This window comes from Accumulibacter sp. (assembly GCF_036625275.1).
Taxonomy (GTDB): domain Bacteria; phylum Pseudomonadota; class Gammaproteobacteria; order Burkholderiales; family Rhodocyclaceae; genus Accumulibacter.
The window spans coordinates 1-17,801 of sequence record NZ_JAZKUD010000084.1 but is presented as its reverse complement, the minus strand read 5'-3'; the positions used below and the strand labels follow the sequence as shown (position 1 = coordinate 17,801).

Annotated in this window: 15 protein-coding genes; 10 read left to right on the top strand and 5 right to left on the bottom strand. The window is 61.2% G+C overall.

From position 1 onward, the window contains the following. Window positions 1-809, top strand: an 809-nt coding sequence (gene eno / locus V5B39_RS18300; RefSeq protein ID WP_332344305.1) for a phosphopyruvate hydratase, incomplete at its 5' end; no start/stop codon positions are given. A 65-nt stretch (window positions 810-874) separates the two neighbouring features. Here eno and V5B39_RS18295 read toward each other — a convergent pair. From V5B39_RS18295 to V5B39_RS18285, 3 genes are all read right to left on the bottom strand, one after another. Beyond that, window positions 875-2,014: a hypothetical protein gene (locus tag V5B39_RS18295; RefSeq protein ID WP_332344304.1), complete on the bottom strand. Its 1,140-nt coding sequence runs from the start codon at window positions 2,012-2,014 to the stop codon at window positions 875-877. 212 nt (window positions 2,015-2,226) lie between these two features. Next, on the bottom strand, window positions 2,227-3,525 hold the full coding sequence (arsJ, locus tag V5B39_RS18290) for an organoarsenical effux MFS transporter ArsJ (protein WP_332344303.1): 1,299 nt from the start codon (window positions 3,523-3,525) through the stop codon (window positions 2,227-2,229). A gap of 97 nt (window positions 3,526-3,622) precedes the next feature. Then, window positions 3,623-4,633, bottom strand: a complete 1,011-nt coding sequence (locus V5B39_RS18285; protein ID WP_332344302.1) for an ArsJ-associated glyceraldehyde-3-phosphate dehydrogenase — start codon at window positions 4,631-4,633, stop codon at window positions 3,623-3,625. A gap of 160 nt (window positions 4,634-4,793) precedes the next feature. Between V5B39_RS18285 and V5B39_RS18280 the strand changes: the two genes are divergently transcribed. From V5B39_RS18280 to V5B39_RS18240, 9 genes are all read left to right on the top strand, one after another. Further along, a complete protein-coding gene (locus V5B39_RS18280; RefSeq protein ID WP_332344301.1) occupies window positions 4,794-5,090 on the top strand; it encodes a hypothetical protein in 297 nt (98 codons plus the stop codon). A gap of 176 nt (window positions 5,091-5,266) precedes the next feature. Continuing rightward, complete coding sequence (locus tag V5B39_RS18275; RefSeq protein ID WP_434735721.1) at window positions 5,267-7,894, top strand: DEAD/DEAH box helicase family protein; 2,628 nt, start codon at window positions 5,267-5,269, stop codon at window positions 7,892-7,894. 20 nt (window positions 7,895-7,914) lie between these two features. After that, a complete protein-coding gene (locus V5B39_RS18270) occupies window positions 7,915-10,362 on the top strand; it encodes a type I restriction-modification system subunit M (RefSeq protein ID WP_332344299.1) in 2,448 nt (815 codons plus the stop codon). Further along, entirely contained in the window at window positions 10,359-12,041 is a 1,683-nt protein-coding gene (locus tag V5B39_RS18265; RefSeq protein WP_332344298.1) for a restriction endonuclease subunit S, read from the top strand. The genes V5B39_RS18270 and V5B39_RS18265 overlap by 4 nt, the downstream gene beginning before the upstream one ends. Further along, complete coding sequence (locus V5B39_RS18260; RefSeq protein WP_332344297.1) at window positions 12,038-13,849, top strand: AAA family ATPase; 1,812 nt, start codon at window positions 12,038-12,040, stop codon at window positions 13,847-13,849. The genes V5B39_RS18265 and V5B39_RS18260 overlap by 4 nt, the downstream gene beginning before the upstream one ends. Next, window positions 13,842-14,945 carry a hypothetical protein gene (locus V5B39_RS18255; RefSeq protein WP_332344296.1) on the top strand — a complete coding sequence of 368 codons (1,104 nt, stop codon included), beginning with the start codon at window positions 13,842-13,844 and terminating at the stop codon, window positions 14,943-14,945. Before V5B39_RS18260 ends, V5B39_RS18255 begins: the two co-directional genes overlap by 8 nt. 19 nt (window positions 14,946-14,964) lie before the next feature. Beyond that, window positions 14,965-16,170: an AAA family ATPase gene (locus V5B39_RS18250; protein ID WP_332344295.1), complete on the top strand. Its 1,206-nt coding sequence runs from the start codon at window positions 14,965-14,967 to the stop codon at window positions 16,168-16,170. After that, a complete protein-coding gene (locus tag V5B39_RS18245; RefSeq protein ID WP_332344294.1) occupies window positions 16,167-16,757 on the top strand; it encodes a DUF4276 family protein in 591 nt (196 codons plus the stop codon). Before V5B39_RS18250 ends, V5B39_RS18245 begins: the two co-directional genes overlap by 4 nt. Before the next feature lie 10 nt (window positions 16,758-16,767). Next, window positions 16,768-16,965 carry a hypothetical protein gene (locus V5B39_RS18240; RefSeq protein WP_332344293.1) on the top strand — a complete coding sequence of 66 codons (198 nt, stop codon included), beginning with the start codon at window positions 16,768-16,770 and terminating at the stop codon, window positions 16,963-16,965. Here the strand turns inward: V5B39_RS18240 and V5B39_RS18235 are convergent. Next, on the bottom strand, window positions 16,938-17,324 hold the full coding sequence (locus V5B39_RS18235; protein ID WP_332344292.1) for a type II toxin-antitoxin system VapC family toxin: 387 nt from the start codon (window positions 17,322-17,324) through the stop codon (window positions 16,938-16,940). The two genes, V5B39_RS18240 and V5B39_RS18235, sit on opposite strands and share 28 nt — an antisense overlap. Window positions 17,325-17,326: 2 nt before the next feature. Then, window positions 17,327-17,566, bottom strand: a complete 240-nt coding sequence (locus V5B39_RS18230) for a type II toxin-antitoxin system Phd/YefM family antitoxin (protein ID WP_332344291.1) — start codon at window positions 17,564-17,566, stop codon at window positions 17,327-17,329. Window positions 17,567-17,801: the final 235 nt, after the last annotated feature.

Sequence of the window (17,801 nt, the reverse complement as noted above, 5' to 3'; positions counted from 1 at the left end):
AGTTCATGATCATGCCGGTCGGCGCCGAGTCGTTCTCGCAAGGCCTGCAATGGATCACCGAAGTGTTTCACGCGCTGAAGGGCATCCTCAAGAAGGGCGGGCATGTGACGGCGGTCGGCGACGAAGGCGGCTTCGCGCCTAACCTGACCAACGACGAATCGCTCGAAGTCGTCATGCAGGCAATCGTCGCCGCTGGTTACAAGCCCGGCAAGCAGATCGCCATCGCACTCGACTGTGCTTCTTCCGAACTCTTTGATGAAGGTGGCCGCAAGGGCTACAAGTTCTGGAAGTCGAATCCCGACAAGCTGTTTACTGACGACGAGATGATTGCGGTGTACACCGACTGGTGCAAGAAGTACCCGATCGTGTCGATCGAGGATGGCCTCGACCAGAGCGACTGGGAAGGCTATGTCAAACTGACCAAGGCGCTCGGCAGCAAGGTGCAAATTGTCGGCGACGACTTCTTTGTCACCAACCCGACCCGCCTGAAGCAGGGCATCGACATGAAGGCGGCCAACGCAATCCTGATCAAGGTGAACCAGATCGGCACCGTCACTGAAACGCTCGACGCCATCAAGATGGCGCAGAAAGCCGGCTATGGCGTGATCTCTTCGCATCGCTCGGGCGAGACCGAAGACTCCTTCATTGCCGACCTCGCCGTCGGAACCGGTGCCGGGCAGATCAAGACCGGTTCGCTGTCGCGCACCGACCGCATCTGCAAGTACAACCAGCTGCTGCGCATCGAGGAGCAACTGGGCAGCAAGGCCGTCTACAAGGGCCTGAAGTCAATCAAGGGCGCCGGCTTCTAGACTGCGCCGCAAGACGGGAAAAGGCATCGCTGCGGCGATGCCTTTTTTCATTCCGGTCTGGCCCATCACAAGCCCGCCTTGTCCAGTCGTTTGATGAAGGCGAGCTTGCGCGCGTGCGCCTGGCGCAGCGACTCGAGGCGCAGCCGAAAGTCGCCGCCCCTGCCGCGCGTAGCGAGGTCCCGCAGGTCGACCAAGTGCCGCACGGCTTGATCATAGCCGGCCGCCTGCGTGGTCGCGACGAGCGTTTCGATTTCGGTCCACAGTCGGGCCTCACGCCCGACGAGGCTGTCCAGGTGCTTCTCCCTGGCGGCTGCCGCCTCCCGCTCGCGCCGTACCCTTTCCGCGGTCTGTTTCTCGGCCTCGATGCGTTTCCTCTGCTTGGTGTGCGCCGCTGCAGCCGCGAGCAGTTGCCCGACAGTCCTGCCGCTGGTCACCGGCCCTGCGCCGGCAGCGCTGCGTTGCCGTAGGAAGCGTTGCAGCAGCTCCGCGACAGCGGCCTGATCCGACTCGACGACGAGTTTCGTGATCAACTCGTCCTTTTCGGCGGTGGCCAGCGTGCCAACCCAGGCAAGAAACTCGTCACGATCGAGCGCAAGGTCCGGGAGTGGCGAACTTGCCTTCGCGGCAACGTGGAGTAAGTCGCCGTCAATACGCAGGAAGTCCGCCAGACTGTCGAGAGAGGCACTGAGTTGGCCAAGGCCCGGCGGCACCGGCGGCTCCGCTTCCTTGCTGTCGATCTCTCCCGCTTGCACCCGCAGCAGCCAGCCGAGGTAGAGCGCTCGCAGATCACCGCGTGCCAGCTCGGCACGGACCGAAATTAGCGACGAGAGCTGTCCTTCGCCCTCGACCCACTCACCGCCATCCTCGTCGTCGGAGGAGAAGGAGAGGATGACCTTGCCGGACTTCACATTGACGAAGGCGCTGTCGCTGCCGAAGTAGGCGAGGGCGGTTGCCGGATTCAGCAGGCGCGGCGGCAGGCGCAGCTTCAGGATGTGCGTGCCCCAGTTGGCGAGGTAGAGGAAGGCGTCGAAGTAACGCTCCATCCAGACGTCAGGCTGACCCTTGAAGTCGCCCCACGCATACTCGTTCACGAAACTCGTCGGCGTGATGCGCGCCCGCGTCGAGACCGCCCGCAGCTCGCCCATTTCGGCGGTGGTGAGCGGTCGGTCTATGGCCTGGAATTCGTAGTATTTGTATTCGCTCATGGGTTTGAACTGGCGGTGAAGTTGCGTCCGGATACAACGGCTGGAGTATAGGTAGCCTGAGTGAAACCCCTCAATCGCGCCTGACGGGCAGGTGATATAGGGGTGCGCGGTTTGCGAGCTGTATCGTCACCCAGAGCGGTGGCCATCAGAGAAGCTTCCCGGATCGCGGTCAAGGGGCACGGTTGAAATCGCCATTGATCGCGCCGCCTGCGCTACTCCCCGAGGTCGTCGAGCTTGATCGGCTTGCTCCTCGGGCCGAGGTTGCGTGGCAGCAGCAGCGACAGCAGGCCGGCGATGAGCACGAAGGCCGACGATGCCCACAGGCAGGCGATCAGACCGTTGCTCGGTCCGCTCTGCAGACCCCACTGATAGAGGGCCCCGGACAGCACCGTGCCGGCGAGACGACCGGCGGCATTGGCCATGTAGTAAAAGCCGACGCTCATCGCGACCTTGTCGCTGTCGGTGTAGGCGAGAATCAGGTAGGAGTGCACCGCCGAGTTCAAGGCAAAAACCGCCCCGAAGATGATCAGTCCGGCGACGACGACAATGCTTGGCGCGACCCCGGCGCCGAGAGCGAGGGCGATGCCGGCCGGCAGCGCGGCGAGGACGAAGGCGAGAATTGTCGCCGTCCGCCCATCGGGCTCATGCCTCTCCTCGACGCGGCTACGCAACAGACCCGGCGTCGCCGCCTGGACGATGCCGTAACCAATCACCCAAACCGCGAGAAAGCCGCCTGACTGCCAGAAAGTCCAGCCGAGCACGCTGGAGAGGAAAACCGGCAGACCGACGACGAACCAGACGTCGCGCGCACCGAAGAGAAAAATGCGCGCCGCGGCAAGCTTGTTGACCGCGCCGTTGCGCGAGAACATCTGCCCGAACTTGGCCTTCTTGTTGGCCTGGCCGAGGCCGCCGCGCATCAGGATGGCGGTGAGGATCAAGGTCGTGCCGACCAGTGCAACCAGCAGCTTGAGCGCTGTCTGGAAGTCGAGCAGGGTCAGCAGCAGACCGCCGAGGAAGAAGCCCACCCCTTTCAGTGCATTCTTCGACCCGGTCAGGACCGACACCCAGCGGTACAGCGTTGCCGAGGCATTCTCGGGAACGATCAGCTTGACCGCGCTCTTCGAACTCATCTTGGTCATGTCCTTGGCGATCCCGCTCAGTGCCTGCGAGGCCATGACCCAGGCGACGATCAGCCAGGCCTGGGGCGCAAAGGCGAGCATCGACAACGCCACGAGCTGCGTCCCGAGCCCGATGAACAGCGTCGTCTTGAGCCCGAAACGGGCGCCGATGTAGCCACCGAAGAGGTTGGTCAGGATGCCGAAGACTTCATAGAAGATGAACAGCGACGCAACCGCAAGTGGTGTGTATCCGAGGTTGTAGAAATAGAACAGGACCAGCATGCGGGTGGCGCCGTCGGTCACCGTATCGGACCAGTAGGCGGCGGTGACCAAGACGTAGTTGCGCAGGCCGGCGCGCGCCGTGGCTGTCTTGTCGGCGGAGGGATCGCTCATGCTCTTCCTTCAATGGGGGTGGGGTGCCAGTGCAGCGAGGCCATCGCCCGCTAGGCAGCGGCGACGGCCCCGGTGAAACAAATCGACCAAAGCGTACTTACAGCGACGCCGCCAGCTTGCGCGCCAGTTCGACGTAACGATTGGCGTAACCCCATTCGTTGTCGTACCAGGCGTAAATCTTGACCATCGTGCCGTTGATGACCAGGGTGTGCGCCGCATCAACGATCGACGAGCGCGGATCGCCGCAGTAGTCCATCGACACCAGAGGCCGCTCTTCATAGCCGAGGATCCCCTTGAGGGCCCCTGCGGCAGCCGCCTTGAGCAGGCCATTGACCTCTTCGACCGTCGTTGGACGCTGCATCTCGAAGACGCAGTCGGTAATCGACGCGTTGAGCAGCGGTACGCGCACTGCGTGGCCGTCGAGTTTGCCTTTCAGCTCGGGGAAGATCAGCGCGATCGCCGTCGCCGAACCGGTTGTCGTCGGCACCAGCGACAGGCTCGAAGCGCGTGCGCGACGCAGGTCCTTGTGCATCTGGTCGTGCACGCTCTGGGTATTGGTCGAACTGTGGATGGTGGTGATCATGCCGTGCGAAATGCCGATCGCTTCGTGCACAACCTTGACCACCGGTGCCAGGCAGTTGGTGGTGCACGATGCCGCAGTGACGATGTGGTCACGGGCCGGGTCATAGAGCTGGTCATTGACGCCCATGACGATGTTCAGCGTATCGCCGCCCTTGACCGGCGCGGCAACGATCACTTTTTTCACGCCCGCCGCCAGGTAGGGTGACAGTTCCTCAACCGTGCGCCACTTGCCGCTGGCTTCGAGAACGATGTCCACGCCGGCCTCGCTCCACGGACCACCAGCAACATCCTTGGCGGTGCTGTAGCCAATCGTCTTGCCGTCGATCACCATCCGCCCGTTGCTGGCGCCAACCTCGTGCGGCCAACGGCGATGCACAGAATCGAATTCCAGCAGGTGCGCCGCGGAATCGACCGGCCCGTTCGGCTCGTTGATATGCACGAACTCCAGCTCCGGGCAGTCCCACGCTGCGCGCAGCGCCAGCCTGCCGATGCGACCGAAACCGTTGATGCCAACCTTGACCGTCATTTCTTGCTCCTCCGAATGGTGAGTGGTGCTCGGCTGGACACCCAGTGAGCCGAAGAATTGAACGCCGCGAGCAGCGTCACGTTGTGAAACGTTTTTATATTGCTAGAATCGTTGAAATTTGTAAACCGCTCTTTTCGCCACTGACAACCGACATCAGGGCATGAGTGTTCCCTTCCTCTGCATCGGCAACTCCTGCGGCTCCAGGGGGCAGGGTACGCGCTTTGCTGGCGACAACGCCGACACCCGCGGGTGGCCGCTAACGATGACCGATGATCGTACCGCTATCGTCTATCGGTACCCGCGACTGCTCGCCTATTCGACATGTCTCGAATCGCGTTACGGTGGCGGCAGGATGGCGGCACTGCTGATCCTCGGATGCGAGCAGAGCGAGATCGAAGCGTGGCGGGATGCCTTCGCCGGCTGGCCGCAGGAGGCGCGCGATGAGCCGCCGGCGTGAGATTGCCAGACGACTGGAAGCGCTGTCCGATACACTAACAGCCTCAACGTGCTGAACCGGGAGAGTGAGGAGTGGCATCAGCCGAGCGCAGCGAAGCTTCAACCCGCACTGAACTGATCGACGCCCAGCTGGCGCGCGCCGGTTGGTCGAAGAGCCGACGAACACTCGTTGAAGAAATGGTCCTGCATGTCGAGCAACCCGATAGCGCGTATCGCCATGGGCAGTTTGCCGATTACGTTCTGCTGGGTTCCGATGGTCAGCCTTTGGCCGTTGTCGAGGCCAAGCGAACGTCTCGCGATGAACTCGTGGGAAAACGCCAGGCGGCCGATTACGCGTCTGCGATCAAGGCCCGGTTCGGAATCAATCCGTTCGTTTTTCTTACCAATGGCAAGGAAATCCAGTTCTGGGATCTTGACCGCTACCCGCCGAGAAAGATCGGCGGCTTTTATACGCGCGACGACCTGGAGAGGCTTAGACACCAGCAGCGGCACGCACAGCCGCTCCGAGACGTCGCGATCAACCCCGGCATCGCCGGTCGGGACTACCAGAACGAGGCGATCCGCCGCGTCACCGAAGGCATTGATGCCGCCAAACGCCGATTCCTGTTGGTCATGGCTACTGGCACCGGCAAGACCCGCACAACCATAGCCCTGGTCGACACCTTGCTGCGTGCCAGACGAGTGCAGCGTGTGCTATTTCTGGCCGACCGGCGCGAGCTCGTTCGCCAGGCTATGTCGGAGTTCAAGTCGTATCTTCCGAACGAGAGTCTCGCGCGCATCGAGAACGGCGAAACCTCTGGCGCACGCATCCAGTTCTCGACCTACCCCAGCATGATGCGGGTGTACGATCGCCTGTCAGTCGGGTATTACGATTTGATCATCGCTGACGAGAGCCATCGCTCGATCTACCAGCGCTACAAGGCCATCTTCGATCACTTTGACGCCATCCAGCTGGGCCTCACCGCGACGCCGACCGACTACATCGACCACAACACTTTCGAACTGTTCGATTGTGGCGACGGCGCACCGACCTACTACTACAGCTACGAGCAGGCCATCGAGGACGGAAACCTCGTCAACTACCGGGTGCTGGACGCCCAGACCCACTTCCAGCTCAAGGGCATTCAGGGCGACGCACTGCCCGAACCCTTGCAGCAGATGGCTCGCGACCAGGGTGTGGAACTCGACGAACTCAACTTCGAAGGCAGCGACATCGAGAAAGGCGTCGTCAACCAGGGCACCAACGATGCCATGGTGCGCGAGTTCATGGACAAGAGCCGCAAGGATATCCGTGGCCTGCCGCACAAGGCAATCATCTTCGCCGTCAGCCATGCACACGCCAAGCGCTTTTACGAAAGCTTCAACCGGCTTTACCCCGAGCTGCAGCGCCAGGGCATGGCCGAGATTATCGACAGCCATATGGAACGTGCCGATGCCACGCTTGACGACTTCAAGTACAGAAGCATGCCGCGGGTCGCCATCTCGGTCGACATGCTCGATACCGGCATTGACGTGCCGCCCATTCGCAACCTCGTTTTTGCCAAACCGATTTTCAGCAAGGTCAAGTTCTGGCAAATGATCGGACGCGGCACCCGCCCGTACACCGACAGGACCACTGGCGAGGTCAAGCAGGACTTTTTGATCATCGACCACTGGAAAAACTTTGCCTGGTTCAAGCTCAAGCCCGATGGCGAAGTGGATCACCCTTCCGAGCCGCTACCGGTCAGGCTTTTCCGCTTGCGACTCGAACAATGGCACTTGCTGCACGCCCAGCGGGAAAACACACAGCCTGTCGTCGATGAACTGCAGGCGATGTTGGCCGCGCTGCCACGGCAAAGTATCGACGTGCGCCCCCACTGGGACGAACTCGACGCGCTGTTGCAGCAATGGCCAGCCCCCAGCCAGGCGGTGCAGGAGCACCTTAGCAAGACCATCGCACCACTCCTGCGCCTCGCCCCGCTCTGCGGGCTTGAGGAACTCCAGTTCCGTATCTGGTGCGAACGACTTGGCGTTGCCTGGTTGAAGTCCGATCGGGGAGAACAAGCCAAGGTCAAGGCACGCATCCTGGAAGCCATTGCCAGCCTCGCCGACAACATTCCTGCGGTACAGCGCGTGCAGGAACAACGAGCCTGGGTTCGCTCGGCAGGCTTCTGGCAGCACCTGGATCTCGCCCGGCTGGCCACGCTGCAGGCCACCTTTGCGCCCTTGATGCGCTACCGAATTGCGCTGCCCAGCACGACGGTCGAAATCGACCTGCCCGACACCATCACCGAGCGATCTTGGATCATCTACGGTCCCTCCGGGGAGGGTGCCTTTGCCGCAAGCTACCGGGAGCAGGTCGAAGCGCTGGTCCGTCGTCTGGCAGACCAGTTGCCCGAACTGGCCAGGCTCAAGAAAGGCGAAATCCTTTCGGAGGGCGAACTCGAGCGCGTCAGCCAGACGCTCAACCAGGCCGATCTGTTTGTCACCGAAGACACCCTGCGCAAGGCCTTTGAGGCGCCGGCCGCATCACTCGCCGATTTCTTGCGCCACATCCTCTGCCAGGACGCGCACTTGCCGAATCGCGAGAAGCGCGTCAATGCCGCGTTCGATGCCTTCATTGCCCAACACGGCTACCTGCGCGCCAATCAACTCAATTTTCTGCGTGCGGTAAAGGCCGCTGTGATGCGGCATGGCCGCATCACCCGCGCCGCGCTCAGCGAGCCGCCGCTGTCGCGCATCGGACGCGTCGAGGCGATCTTTCCCGCGCAGGACATTGAAGAACTCGTCGACTTCGCCAATCGGTTGGACGCGGAAGCGGCCTGAACCAAACAGGAAAACCTTAGATGCTAGCTCCGCAAATCAAGAAAAAAGTCGATGAACTCTGGAACCGGTTCTGGGCCGCCGGCCTCACCAACCCTCTGGTCGCGGTCGAACAGATCACCTATCTGCTGTTTCTAAAACGGCTGGAAGACATCGACCTCAAGCGCCAACAGCGGGGATTCCCGTCGATCTACGCCGGCAAGGAGAACTGCAAGTGGAGCTACATTCGCCAGGAGAAGACCAATCCCTCGCACCTGATCGAAGTGGTATTTCCCTGGTTGCGCGAACTGGACAAGCACTTCTCCAGCGCCAGCGCCGAAGGCACCGAGCTGGCGAGCCTTAACAACCGCATGGCCGATGCCTACTTCCAGCTCGATCCGAACAAGGGCAAGGTCCTGTCCGATGCCATTGATACCATTGACCAGCTCTTCGCCCGTGCCGGTGGCAGTTCCGCTGCCCAGGACATCATGGGCGACACCTTTGAATACCTGCTCAGCGAAATGGCCACGGCAGGCAAGAACGGCCAGTTCCGCACCCCGCGCCATTTGATCCGCTTCATGGTCGAACTGCTCGACCCCGAGCCCGGTCAGCGCATCATCGACCCGGCGGCAGGCACCGGCGGCTTCCTGTTCAGCGCCCAGCAATACCTGATGCGCAAGTATTCGGCACCCGATAACCTGGTCCTGGAATGGGATGGCGCACCGCATCGCACCGATGCCGCCGGCGCCAGCAGAACCCAGTACGAAGCCATACACCACGGCGGCAACTTCGTCGGTCTCGACAACGACCGGACCATGGCGCGCATCGGCTGGATGAACCTGGTGCTGCACGACGTGAGCGACCCGCACCTGCTGCAAGGCGACTCCCTAAGCAAACGCGATGGCAAGCCGGAGTTGGCCGAACTGCTGACGCCCGAGTCCTACGACTTTGTGCTGGCCAATCCCCCGTTTACCGGCACGGTAGACAGCAATGACCTGGAGCGGGACAGCAAGCTCTTTCCCCGTGCGGCCGACAAGGGAAAGAAGAAGGACGACGCCCTCACCAACAAGAGCGAGTTGCTGTTCCTGTGGCTGATGCTGGACCTGCTGCAAATCGGTGGCCGCTGCGCGGTCATCATTCCCGAGGGCGTGCTGTTCGGCAACACCGATGCGCACGTGCGGCTGCGGCGTGAGTTGCTCACCGAGCACGTCGTCGAAGGCGTCATCTCGCTTCCCGGTGGCGTGTTTCAACCCTACACCGGCGTCAAGACATCGATTCTGCTCTTTCGCAAGGAGACGCGCCGCGATGAGAAGCAAAGCTTCACCGGCCAGAACCCGAGAACCGAGTACGTGTGGTTCTATGAAGTCGAGGAGGACGGTTTCTCCCGCGATGCCAAGCGCAATCCTCGTCCAGGCCAGCGCAACGACCTCTGGGATGCGCTCGTCAAGTTCAAGGTCTGGCTGGCCGAAGGCCGCAGCGGTACCGAACTTGTTTCGAAGACCTTGCTGCAGCCGAGCTTTCGCGCGGAGCGCTGGCGGCAAGCGTTCCTGCGCGATACCGGCGACAAGCTCACGCCGGCAGGTCAAGCGTTTTCGTCGCTGGCCGACACCAGCATGTGGGACGGCCAGGTGTGGAACCTGCATGAGTTGTTCCCCGAGTTGCCCGCCGATCCCAGGGCAGCCGAAACGCAGGTGCGCGATGCCGCCAGCAATGCGCTCGAAGACCTGGTAGTTCGGTACTTCGCCGCGCCCACCCGGTCGGTGTGGCAAAAGTGGAGCAGCACCGGCACCGCCATGGATGTCGCGATGGCCCTGGCCGAGTGGCAAAAGGCCGTCAGGGTCCCGCAGCAGGATTTCAACCGCGCGGCGCGCGAGGTGGAGCGTTTTTTCGAAGCCGAAGATGGTCCCGCACTACCGCTGTGGAAAGAACTGGTCAGGGAAGCCCGTAACGTCGGCTGGTCCTGGCACGAACGAGCCATCACCGAAGCGCCCAGAATACAGTTTGGTGAACATGAGCCGGTAGCTGACTTGCCTGCTGCATTGGAGACGATCGCCCGCGAAGTCGCCAAGCTGGACGGATTTGACGTGACCTTGCGCAGCCTGGCGATTGACCAGACGACACCACTGAGCGCCGCAAAACATTGGGTCGTCCCCGTACGTGAATGGGCCCGTAATGAGGAATGGCAGTCGGAGGATGGCACCCTTCAAGGCTCGCACGACGCCAACAGCCAGGTCCGGTTGCAGTACGTCGAGGCCATGTTGACCGCCAGGCTTTACGACGAGAAAGCTGTGGTCAAGGATGGGCTGCTCGACCCGGACTGCATCGAGGCACGTGAGTGGAACCTCTCCGCTGGCCAGTACAAGCCCTTCGACTTCACCCAGCTCAAGAGCGACAAGAGCGTCAGCGAGTTGATTGGTGAACTGCGCAGCACCGAGCAGCAAGTCATTAGTGGGCTCGACAAGTTGCTGGCGATGGTGGAGGGGCGGGAATGAGCTTGCCGGATACCTGGGTGGCCGGCCGACTAGGAGACGTGCTGGGTCGGGTCGAAACCAAAGTCGATCCGCAGACTTCCAGTACCCTGTCACACTTTTATGTTGGCCTTGAACATATCGAAAGCCACACTGGCCGCCTGTTGCGAGCGGCTGAGGATGTCACTGAAGGCTCGGATATTCTGAGCATCAAAACAGCGTTCAAGAAAGGCGACATTCTTTATGGCAAGCTCCGACCCAATCTGAACAAGGTTCATCTAGCAGAACAGGACGGCATTTGCAGCACCGACATTTGGGCATTGAGAGCTTCCAGCGAGATTCTTCCCGAATTCGCCCTCCACTACCTGCGTTCTCCTGCAGTGCATGTCCGTGTCTCTCAATCGGCCACGGGTGCCAATCTGCCACGCCTACCGGCCGATTCGTTTGATCGAATCCCCATCCCGCTCCCTACGGTCCTCGAACAACAGCGAATTGTCGAAGTGCTGCGGCAGGGAGAGTCTATCGCTGACCTTCGTAAGCATGCAGAAGCAATCGTCGACAAACTGGCGAAACAACGCTTTGCCGAAATGTTTGGGCATCCTGCGGAAAACCCGAAAGGTTTCCACTCGTTGCCCTTTCAGGATTTTGGAATATTGGATCGAGGCGTCTCTAAACACCGACCACGTGATGCCAACCATCTGATTGGTGGGCCGTATCCGTTCATTCAAACCGGCGATGTATCTAATGCAGGTGATTGGATCACTACTTACCAGGCAACCTACTCCGAGGCTGGTCTGGCCCAAAGCAAGCTGTGGCCCAAGGGAACCTTGTGCATCACCATCGCTGCCAATATCGCAAGAGCAGCCATTCTTGAGTTTGATGCCTGCTTTCCCGACAGCGTTGTCGCCTTCACGCCATATGAAGGTATTTGTAGCGAATATGTGCTGTACTGCTTGCGCTTCTACCAGGAGTTCTTCGAACATCGAGCGCCGAAGTCGGCACAAATGAACATCAACCTCGATACGCTCCGAACATTACGGATGCCAATGCCCCCAGCGCCATTACAAGAGGAGTTCTCCAAGTTTCTCCATGCCGTTCGCCTGTTGAATCAGACGACAACTGCTCAAGCTGAAGGCCACAAGGAGTTGGTGGATGAACTGCGTATTACCGCGTTTACGGGAGAACTGACTACAAACTGGCGCAATGGCCACCAAGAAGAAATCGAACAAGCGACCATGGCAAGGGAACAAGTCCTGCGAGCACGAGGCACAAAAGGCTTCAGTCGCATTACTGTCAACGCTCTGCCAGCATACCCCTTCGTCATCACCCGCCCAACCCGCAGCTGGCTGCTCGCCGAACTGAGCAAGTTTCAGCAGCAAGTGTTCTACGCCTTCGTAAGCTACGCGGCCCATCCATTGGTGGCCGACGACCCGGACACGTTTGCCGCGTTCTGCGCCGACGACGCCCTCACCGAGCAATTGGCCGGCTTCTCGTACTCACCCGACCGCATTCGCCGCACGCTGAGCCAGTTGGCCGCTCTCGGGCTGATCGCCAGGATCACGCTGCCCCACATCAACCCCCTCACGCTGGATCGCCAGTACCTGCAAGCCTTCCGGCCACTGCGCGACGATGAACATACGCAGTTTGCGGATGTCGAGGCTTTGCGTCGTCCTCTTTCTCCTGCTGGAGAGGTCGGTGAATGAGGCTGCGCTATCTGCACCTGCGCCATTACCCGCCGATCAAGGACCTGGCGGTGCGTTTCGCCAGCGGATCGCCGTTGCAGCGCGAGTGCGCCATTCGGTTTGTCGTCGGCGTGAACGGCAGCGGCAAGTCCAACCTGCTGCGTGCGGTGGCCGAAGTCTTTCTGGCGTTGGCCGACGAGCGCTTGCCGCCGTTCCCGGTCAGTCTGATCTACGAGTTGGGCCGCCGCGGCAGTCCGGATCACTACACGTTGGTGGTCGATTGCCCCGGCACCAGGAGCGAGGCCAGCCTGTGGGTATCAGGAAGGGGGTTCCATTGGGCCGATGACACGTCAGCCGAACGCTTCGAAGATGCCATTAAGCTGATGCGCGCCAGGACCGGCGGTGGCCCAGGTGGCTTTACGCCGTTGATCAGGCAGGGTTCCTGGCCGCAGAGTGCCGGCATTGCCTTGCCAAAGGCCGTTCTGGCCTATACCACCGGCGATCTGCGGCCGTGGCGCTCGATCTGGCACCGCCACCACGATGCCTCGGGCTTCGACTCGGGCGCCGCCGATGATATCTACGACCCGGCCAGCGAACGGCCGGTCGGCTGGACAGATGCCCAGGAAGCCATGCTTCCGACTGGCGAGCAAGAGGAAGTTACAGAGCTTGGGCAGGATGAGGCCACTTCGGTGACGACCTTGCCATCTGCCCTGTTCCGACGCCCCATCCTGTTGAATCCGATCTTGCTCAAGTGCGCCCTGCTGGCCGTAGCTCTGCCGGAGGCATTCGTCGCGACGGCGGACTATCCCGAAAGACCTGAAGTGGATGCCCTGATGGCCAGATTCGGCGGTGGCGCCTACAGCATTTCGCCACTGCAAGCCCTGCTGGAGCGCGGCGGCTGGCATCACCTGGTGTCGGTGGCCTTCCGTTGTCGTCTGCAAGCCAGGTCCTGGAGCCGGGTCTTGCGCGAGACGGCGCACGACTGGCTGTTGTGTGCCGGCGAGGGGATTGGTGAGCCACACCCCACCGAATCGCGTCGCACGCTCTATTTTGACCTCAAGGGGACATTCAGCGGCCAGGATGTGCCAACGTTGATGCCCAACGACGGCCTGAGCATCAGCACGACGCAGGGCGAAGCACTGTGGTCGCTGCTTGGCGGGCGTGACGTAACGGCCTTCGAGCGGTTTGCCAGGCTGGCAGATCTGCATCAGGCCCGATTGTTTGACGATGTCGAGTTGCGCTTGCGGCGACAAGCGAAAGTTGGTTCACATACCAGCCCGAGCGCGCAAGACCAGGACGTTGGCGTATTGCGCTACGAGGAACTTTCGGATGGCGAGCAGATGGTGTTGGGGCGAATGGCCCTGTTCCATTTGCTCCAAGGCCAACAGGATGCGCTGCTGCTGCTCGACGAACCGGAAACGCATTTCAACGACAAGTGGAAACGCGAAATCATCGACATCATCGATGACGCGATTGGCAATACGGCCAACGACGTCTTGATCTCCACACACTCCGCCATCGTGCTCTCCGACGTGTTCAACGACGAGATCGTGATGGTCGAGAAAACGCCGGACGGATCAAGCGTACGCTCGGTGGACCAACAGACCTTCGCCACCGACCCGAGCGCCTTGATGATGACCGTCTTCCAGGCCGACGACAGCATCGGCAAGCGGGCGCAAGAGTTCATCGAGGGCAAGCTGCGGCAGGCGACGGGCACGCCTGCCGACATTCAACAACTGGAACAGCTGATCGCACGAATGGGCTCGGGTTTCTACCGCAGCGAGTTGCGCACCCTGCTGAATACCTGGCGCGGCGACGGCAATGCTTAGGCCAATCGTGCAGCCCTTTTGCGGCGCTGCGCTGCATGCCTGTCGCCGTCTGCAAGAGCAATTGCTGGCCTGGCTGTGCGATCCGACAGTCAGCGCAAAAGACATTACACAGGCCAACCTGCAGCCTACACGCGTGCCAACGCAGATTGAAGCCGATTGGCTGTGGAATTTCCTGCAGAAGGTTGATGGCGGTCGAACACTCCTGGACCGGGCGCGGGTAGTTGCTGAGATGCCCCCCGCTGACAAGGCGACCTTGCTCACCTGGGGACAAGCAGTCGCGGCGCTTGCGGCCCAGTTCCAGCCCAACCCGCCGGCCTGGCCACTGAGCAAGCCTGCCATCCGGGACGACGCCTGGCAGGCTTTCAAGGAACTGATGGAAGCCTTCTACCGGAAAGGGCTGCGCAGCGGTTTGCCCTACGCGGCAAACGGTACGCCGGTGACCAGCGGTGGAATGACTTATGCAGGGTTTCTACAGGCGTTTCGAGCTGCACACCAACTGAACCCTGTCCCCCACGCCAGAGAAGTGTGTGTTCTATGCGGCGGGCCACTCGGTCAGACGCCTGAAGTGGACCACTGGATCGCCGTGAGTGCCTTTCCGCTGTTGAGCGTGTGCGCAGACAACCTCCTGCCGATTTGCGGCGAGTGCAATTCAACGTCAAACAAAGCTGATCAACCGGTGCACACGCAAGGGGTTTTTGATGACTGGTTCCACCCGTACCTGCGTCCGGGACACGGAGCCTTGCATCTCGACTATGTGCTGCAAACGCTGTCGATCACCTGCGCGGCTACCGACGCCGCTGACACGGCAAGGGTGACCAACCTTGACAAGCTGCTGAACCTGGCAAGCCGGTGGACCCGCGAGTTCAAGGCCGAGTACGCGAAGCAGCAGAGCGTGCTGATTGGCCGCGAGAAGCGTCGGATCGCTCGTGGTCAGACAGAACACACGCAGGCGGAAGTTCGGGCACAACTGCTGACTGTGCAGGACGAACTCGTAGCCACGGAGCCCTTCCATGAAGTGCATCGAATTTTGTGCGCAGCCATGCTCGAGCAGTCCAGACTGGCAGCTTGGCAAACTGAGTTGGGCTTGCTCATATGAACCAAGAAGGAGCAAGGGAATGATTGATCCGGTTTTTCTCACGCGTGTGGTCCTGCGCAACTACAAGAGCATTGGTTACTGCGACGTCCGCCTCAACCCGCTCACCTATCTGGTGGGTGCCAACGGATCGGGGAAGAGCAACTTTCTGGACGCCCTGCACCTCGTGCGCGACGCCCTGGCCGGTTCGCTCGACAATGCGCTGAACGAACGTGGCGGATTGAACGAGGTGCGGCGGCGCTCCAGCGGTCATCCGACGAACTTCGGCATTCGACTGGAGTTCGCGTTGAGAAACGGGCAGGCCGGCCACTACGCCTTCAACATCGGCGCGCTGGCGGGCCGCGGTTACGAGGTGCAAAGCGAGGAGTGCGTAATTGGCGGTGTCGGCAAGGGTCCGTTTTTCCGTATCGAGCGCGGCAACCTCAAAGCCAGCAGCGAGGGGACCTTTCCAGCGGTAACCGCCGATCGTCTGGCTCTGGTGGCAGCGTCGGGCATGGCGGTGTTTCGCCCGGCGTTCGATGCCCTGACGGCGATGGGTTTCTACAACCTGAATCCGAAGTTGATGCGCGAGCTGCAGAAGCCGCAGGAGGGACGCTTGCTCAAACCCGTGGGGGAAAATATCGCGAGCGTGATCGGGCATCTGGAACGGGTTGCCGCCCACAGGCTGGAGATTATCCAGGAGTATCTTCAGACGGTTGCGCCAATGGTTCATGGCGTCGAGCGCAAACCGATTGGGCCGATGGAAACCCTGGAGTTCCGCCAGGACATGGCTGGAGCAAAACATCCGCGGCGATTCCCGGCGCAGAACATGTCTGACGGTACCCTGCGAGCGCTCGGCGTGTTGACCGCGCTGTTCCAGGGAAACCGGGATTATGCGCCATCACTGGTGGGTATCGAGGAGCCCGAGACGGCGCTGCACCCGGCCGCCAGCGCGGCCTTGCGCGAGGCGCTTGCGCGCGCCTCGGAAGACACCCAGGTGATCGTTACCAGCCACAGCCCGGACCTGCTGGACGACCGGGAGCTGAGTGCCGACGCCCTGCTGGCCGTGGTTTCCGAGGGCGGTGAGACGCGGATTGCGCCGTTGGACGAAGCCGCGCGTATGGCCATGCGCGACCAGCTTTTCTCGGCCGGAGAACTGCTGCGGTTGAATCAACTGGCGCCTGATCGAGCAGTGCTTGCTGCCCAGGCACAGGAACAGGCCGACCTTTTTGGCGAGGTCGAGCCGTGATTGGGGTCGCCGCGATTGTCGAGGGCGCTGGCGAGGTGGCCGCCCTGCCGATTCTGCTGCGACGGATCAACGCTTGGCGCACTCCGGATGTCCATTTGCAGGCGCTGCCGCCAATTCGCGTTCATCGGGATCGATTCCTGAATCGGGACGATGAGTTCCGCCGGCACTTGCTGCTGGCAGCCGCCAAGTGTGGCGAAAACGGTTGGATTCTCGTGCTGCTCGACGCCGATGATGACTGTCCGGCTGAGTTGGGGAAACAGATTCTCGAGCGAGCAATTGCATACGTTCCGCACCGTCGGGTGTCGGTCGTACTGGCCAACAAGGAATACGAGGCCTGGTTCATCGCCGCAGCTGAATCGCTCGATGGCCAACGCGGTTTCGCATTCAAGCCTGCTGAAGCGATTGATGCCGAAGGTCCGCGCAATGCCAAGGGGTGGATCACGGCGCACATGTGCGGCGGCCGTTATGGGGAAACAACCGACCAGCCGGCTTTTTCGGCTCGCATGGATCTGCAGCAGGCCTTCGCACGCAGCCGGTCTTTCCGGAAGCTTTGCAGCGAGTGGGCAAGGCAGATGTCCTTCGCATGAACAGGGCGCGATGAGCCGTCGGCGTGAGAACGCCAAACGGCTGGACGCGCTGTCCGATATCGGCGGCATCCTGTCGGCGATGAAGGACTTGCCGACGATCTTGGCGCCCGGCGAGCCAGCCAGGAACCCACTCGTCGGGTCCCGAATGTTCGACCTGAAACCGCTGCTGTTGCGACTGCCTTACACTGCCAGGACGATGGCTCCGTAGCGGACCACGGTCGCGTCACGGGAAAGCAGGCGCATGGGCTCACACATCGATTGCGCGAGCAGGATGCGATCGAACGGATCAGCGTGGATATTGGGCAATCCTTCAACGGCAGCAGCATGACGCCACGAGACCGGCAATTCACGATAGCCGGCCTGCGCAAATAGCGCGGCCGCACGCGTCCCTGAAACCGGCATGTCCCCCCTCCCCAAGGCGTGCTTGATGGCGATCTCCCAAACCGTCGCGGTGCTGACGAACACCTCGTTCGCGGGGTCCTCGATCATATCGCCTGCGGTCTTGCCAAGACGCTTCGATCCCGTCAGCGCCCAAAGCGCGATTTGCGTATCCAGCAACAATCGCATGCTCAGCCTTTCCCCAGGAAGAGGCTGGCAACCTCGGCATTGTGTTCGTCGATGTCATCGGGAACCTCAAATTCGCCCCTGGCAATGCCGATTCGCCGGCTGGCATCGGCTGCAATGGGAAGCAGCCGCGCTACCGGCTTGCCGTTGCGCGAAATGACGATCTCGTCCTCCTGAGCGGAAGCGATCTGGTCGACCAGGCGCGACAAGTGCGTCTTGGCATCAAACAAACTAACGGTTTGCATGGCAGTCTCCGTAATCACCGGCTTGGTTAGACTAGTCTAGTTTATTTTTTGTCCGAACACACGCGCCAACACGCAAGCCGGGGTCGCCGCCCGGCAAGGGGGGAGAAAGCCCCGTCGGATGTCGGTTTTTCGACTCTCTTGCGGAGGCTAATAGCTGTTGGGAGTGGAAACGTTTTGCGAGCTGACCATTATTTCGGTATTGTTGGAAGGATGACAAATACCGATGCCGTGGCCG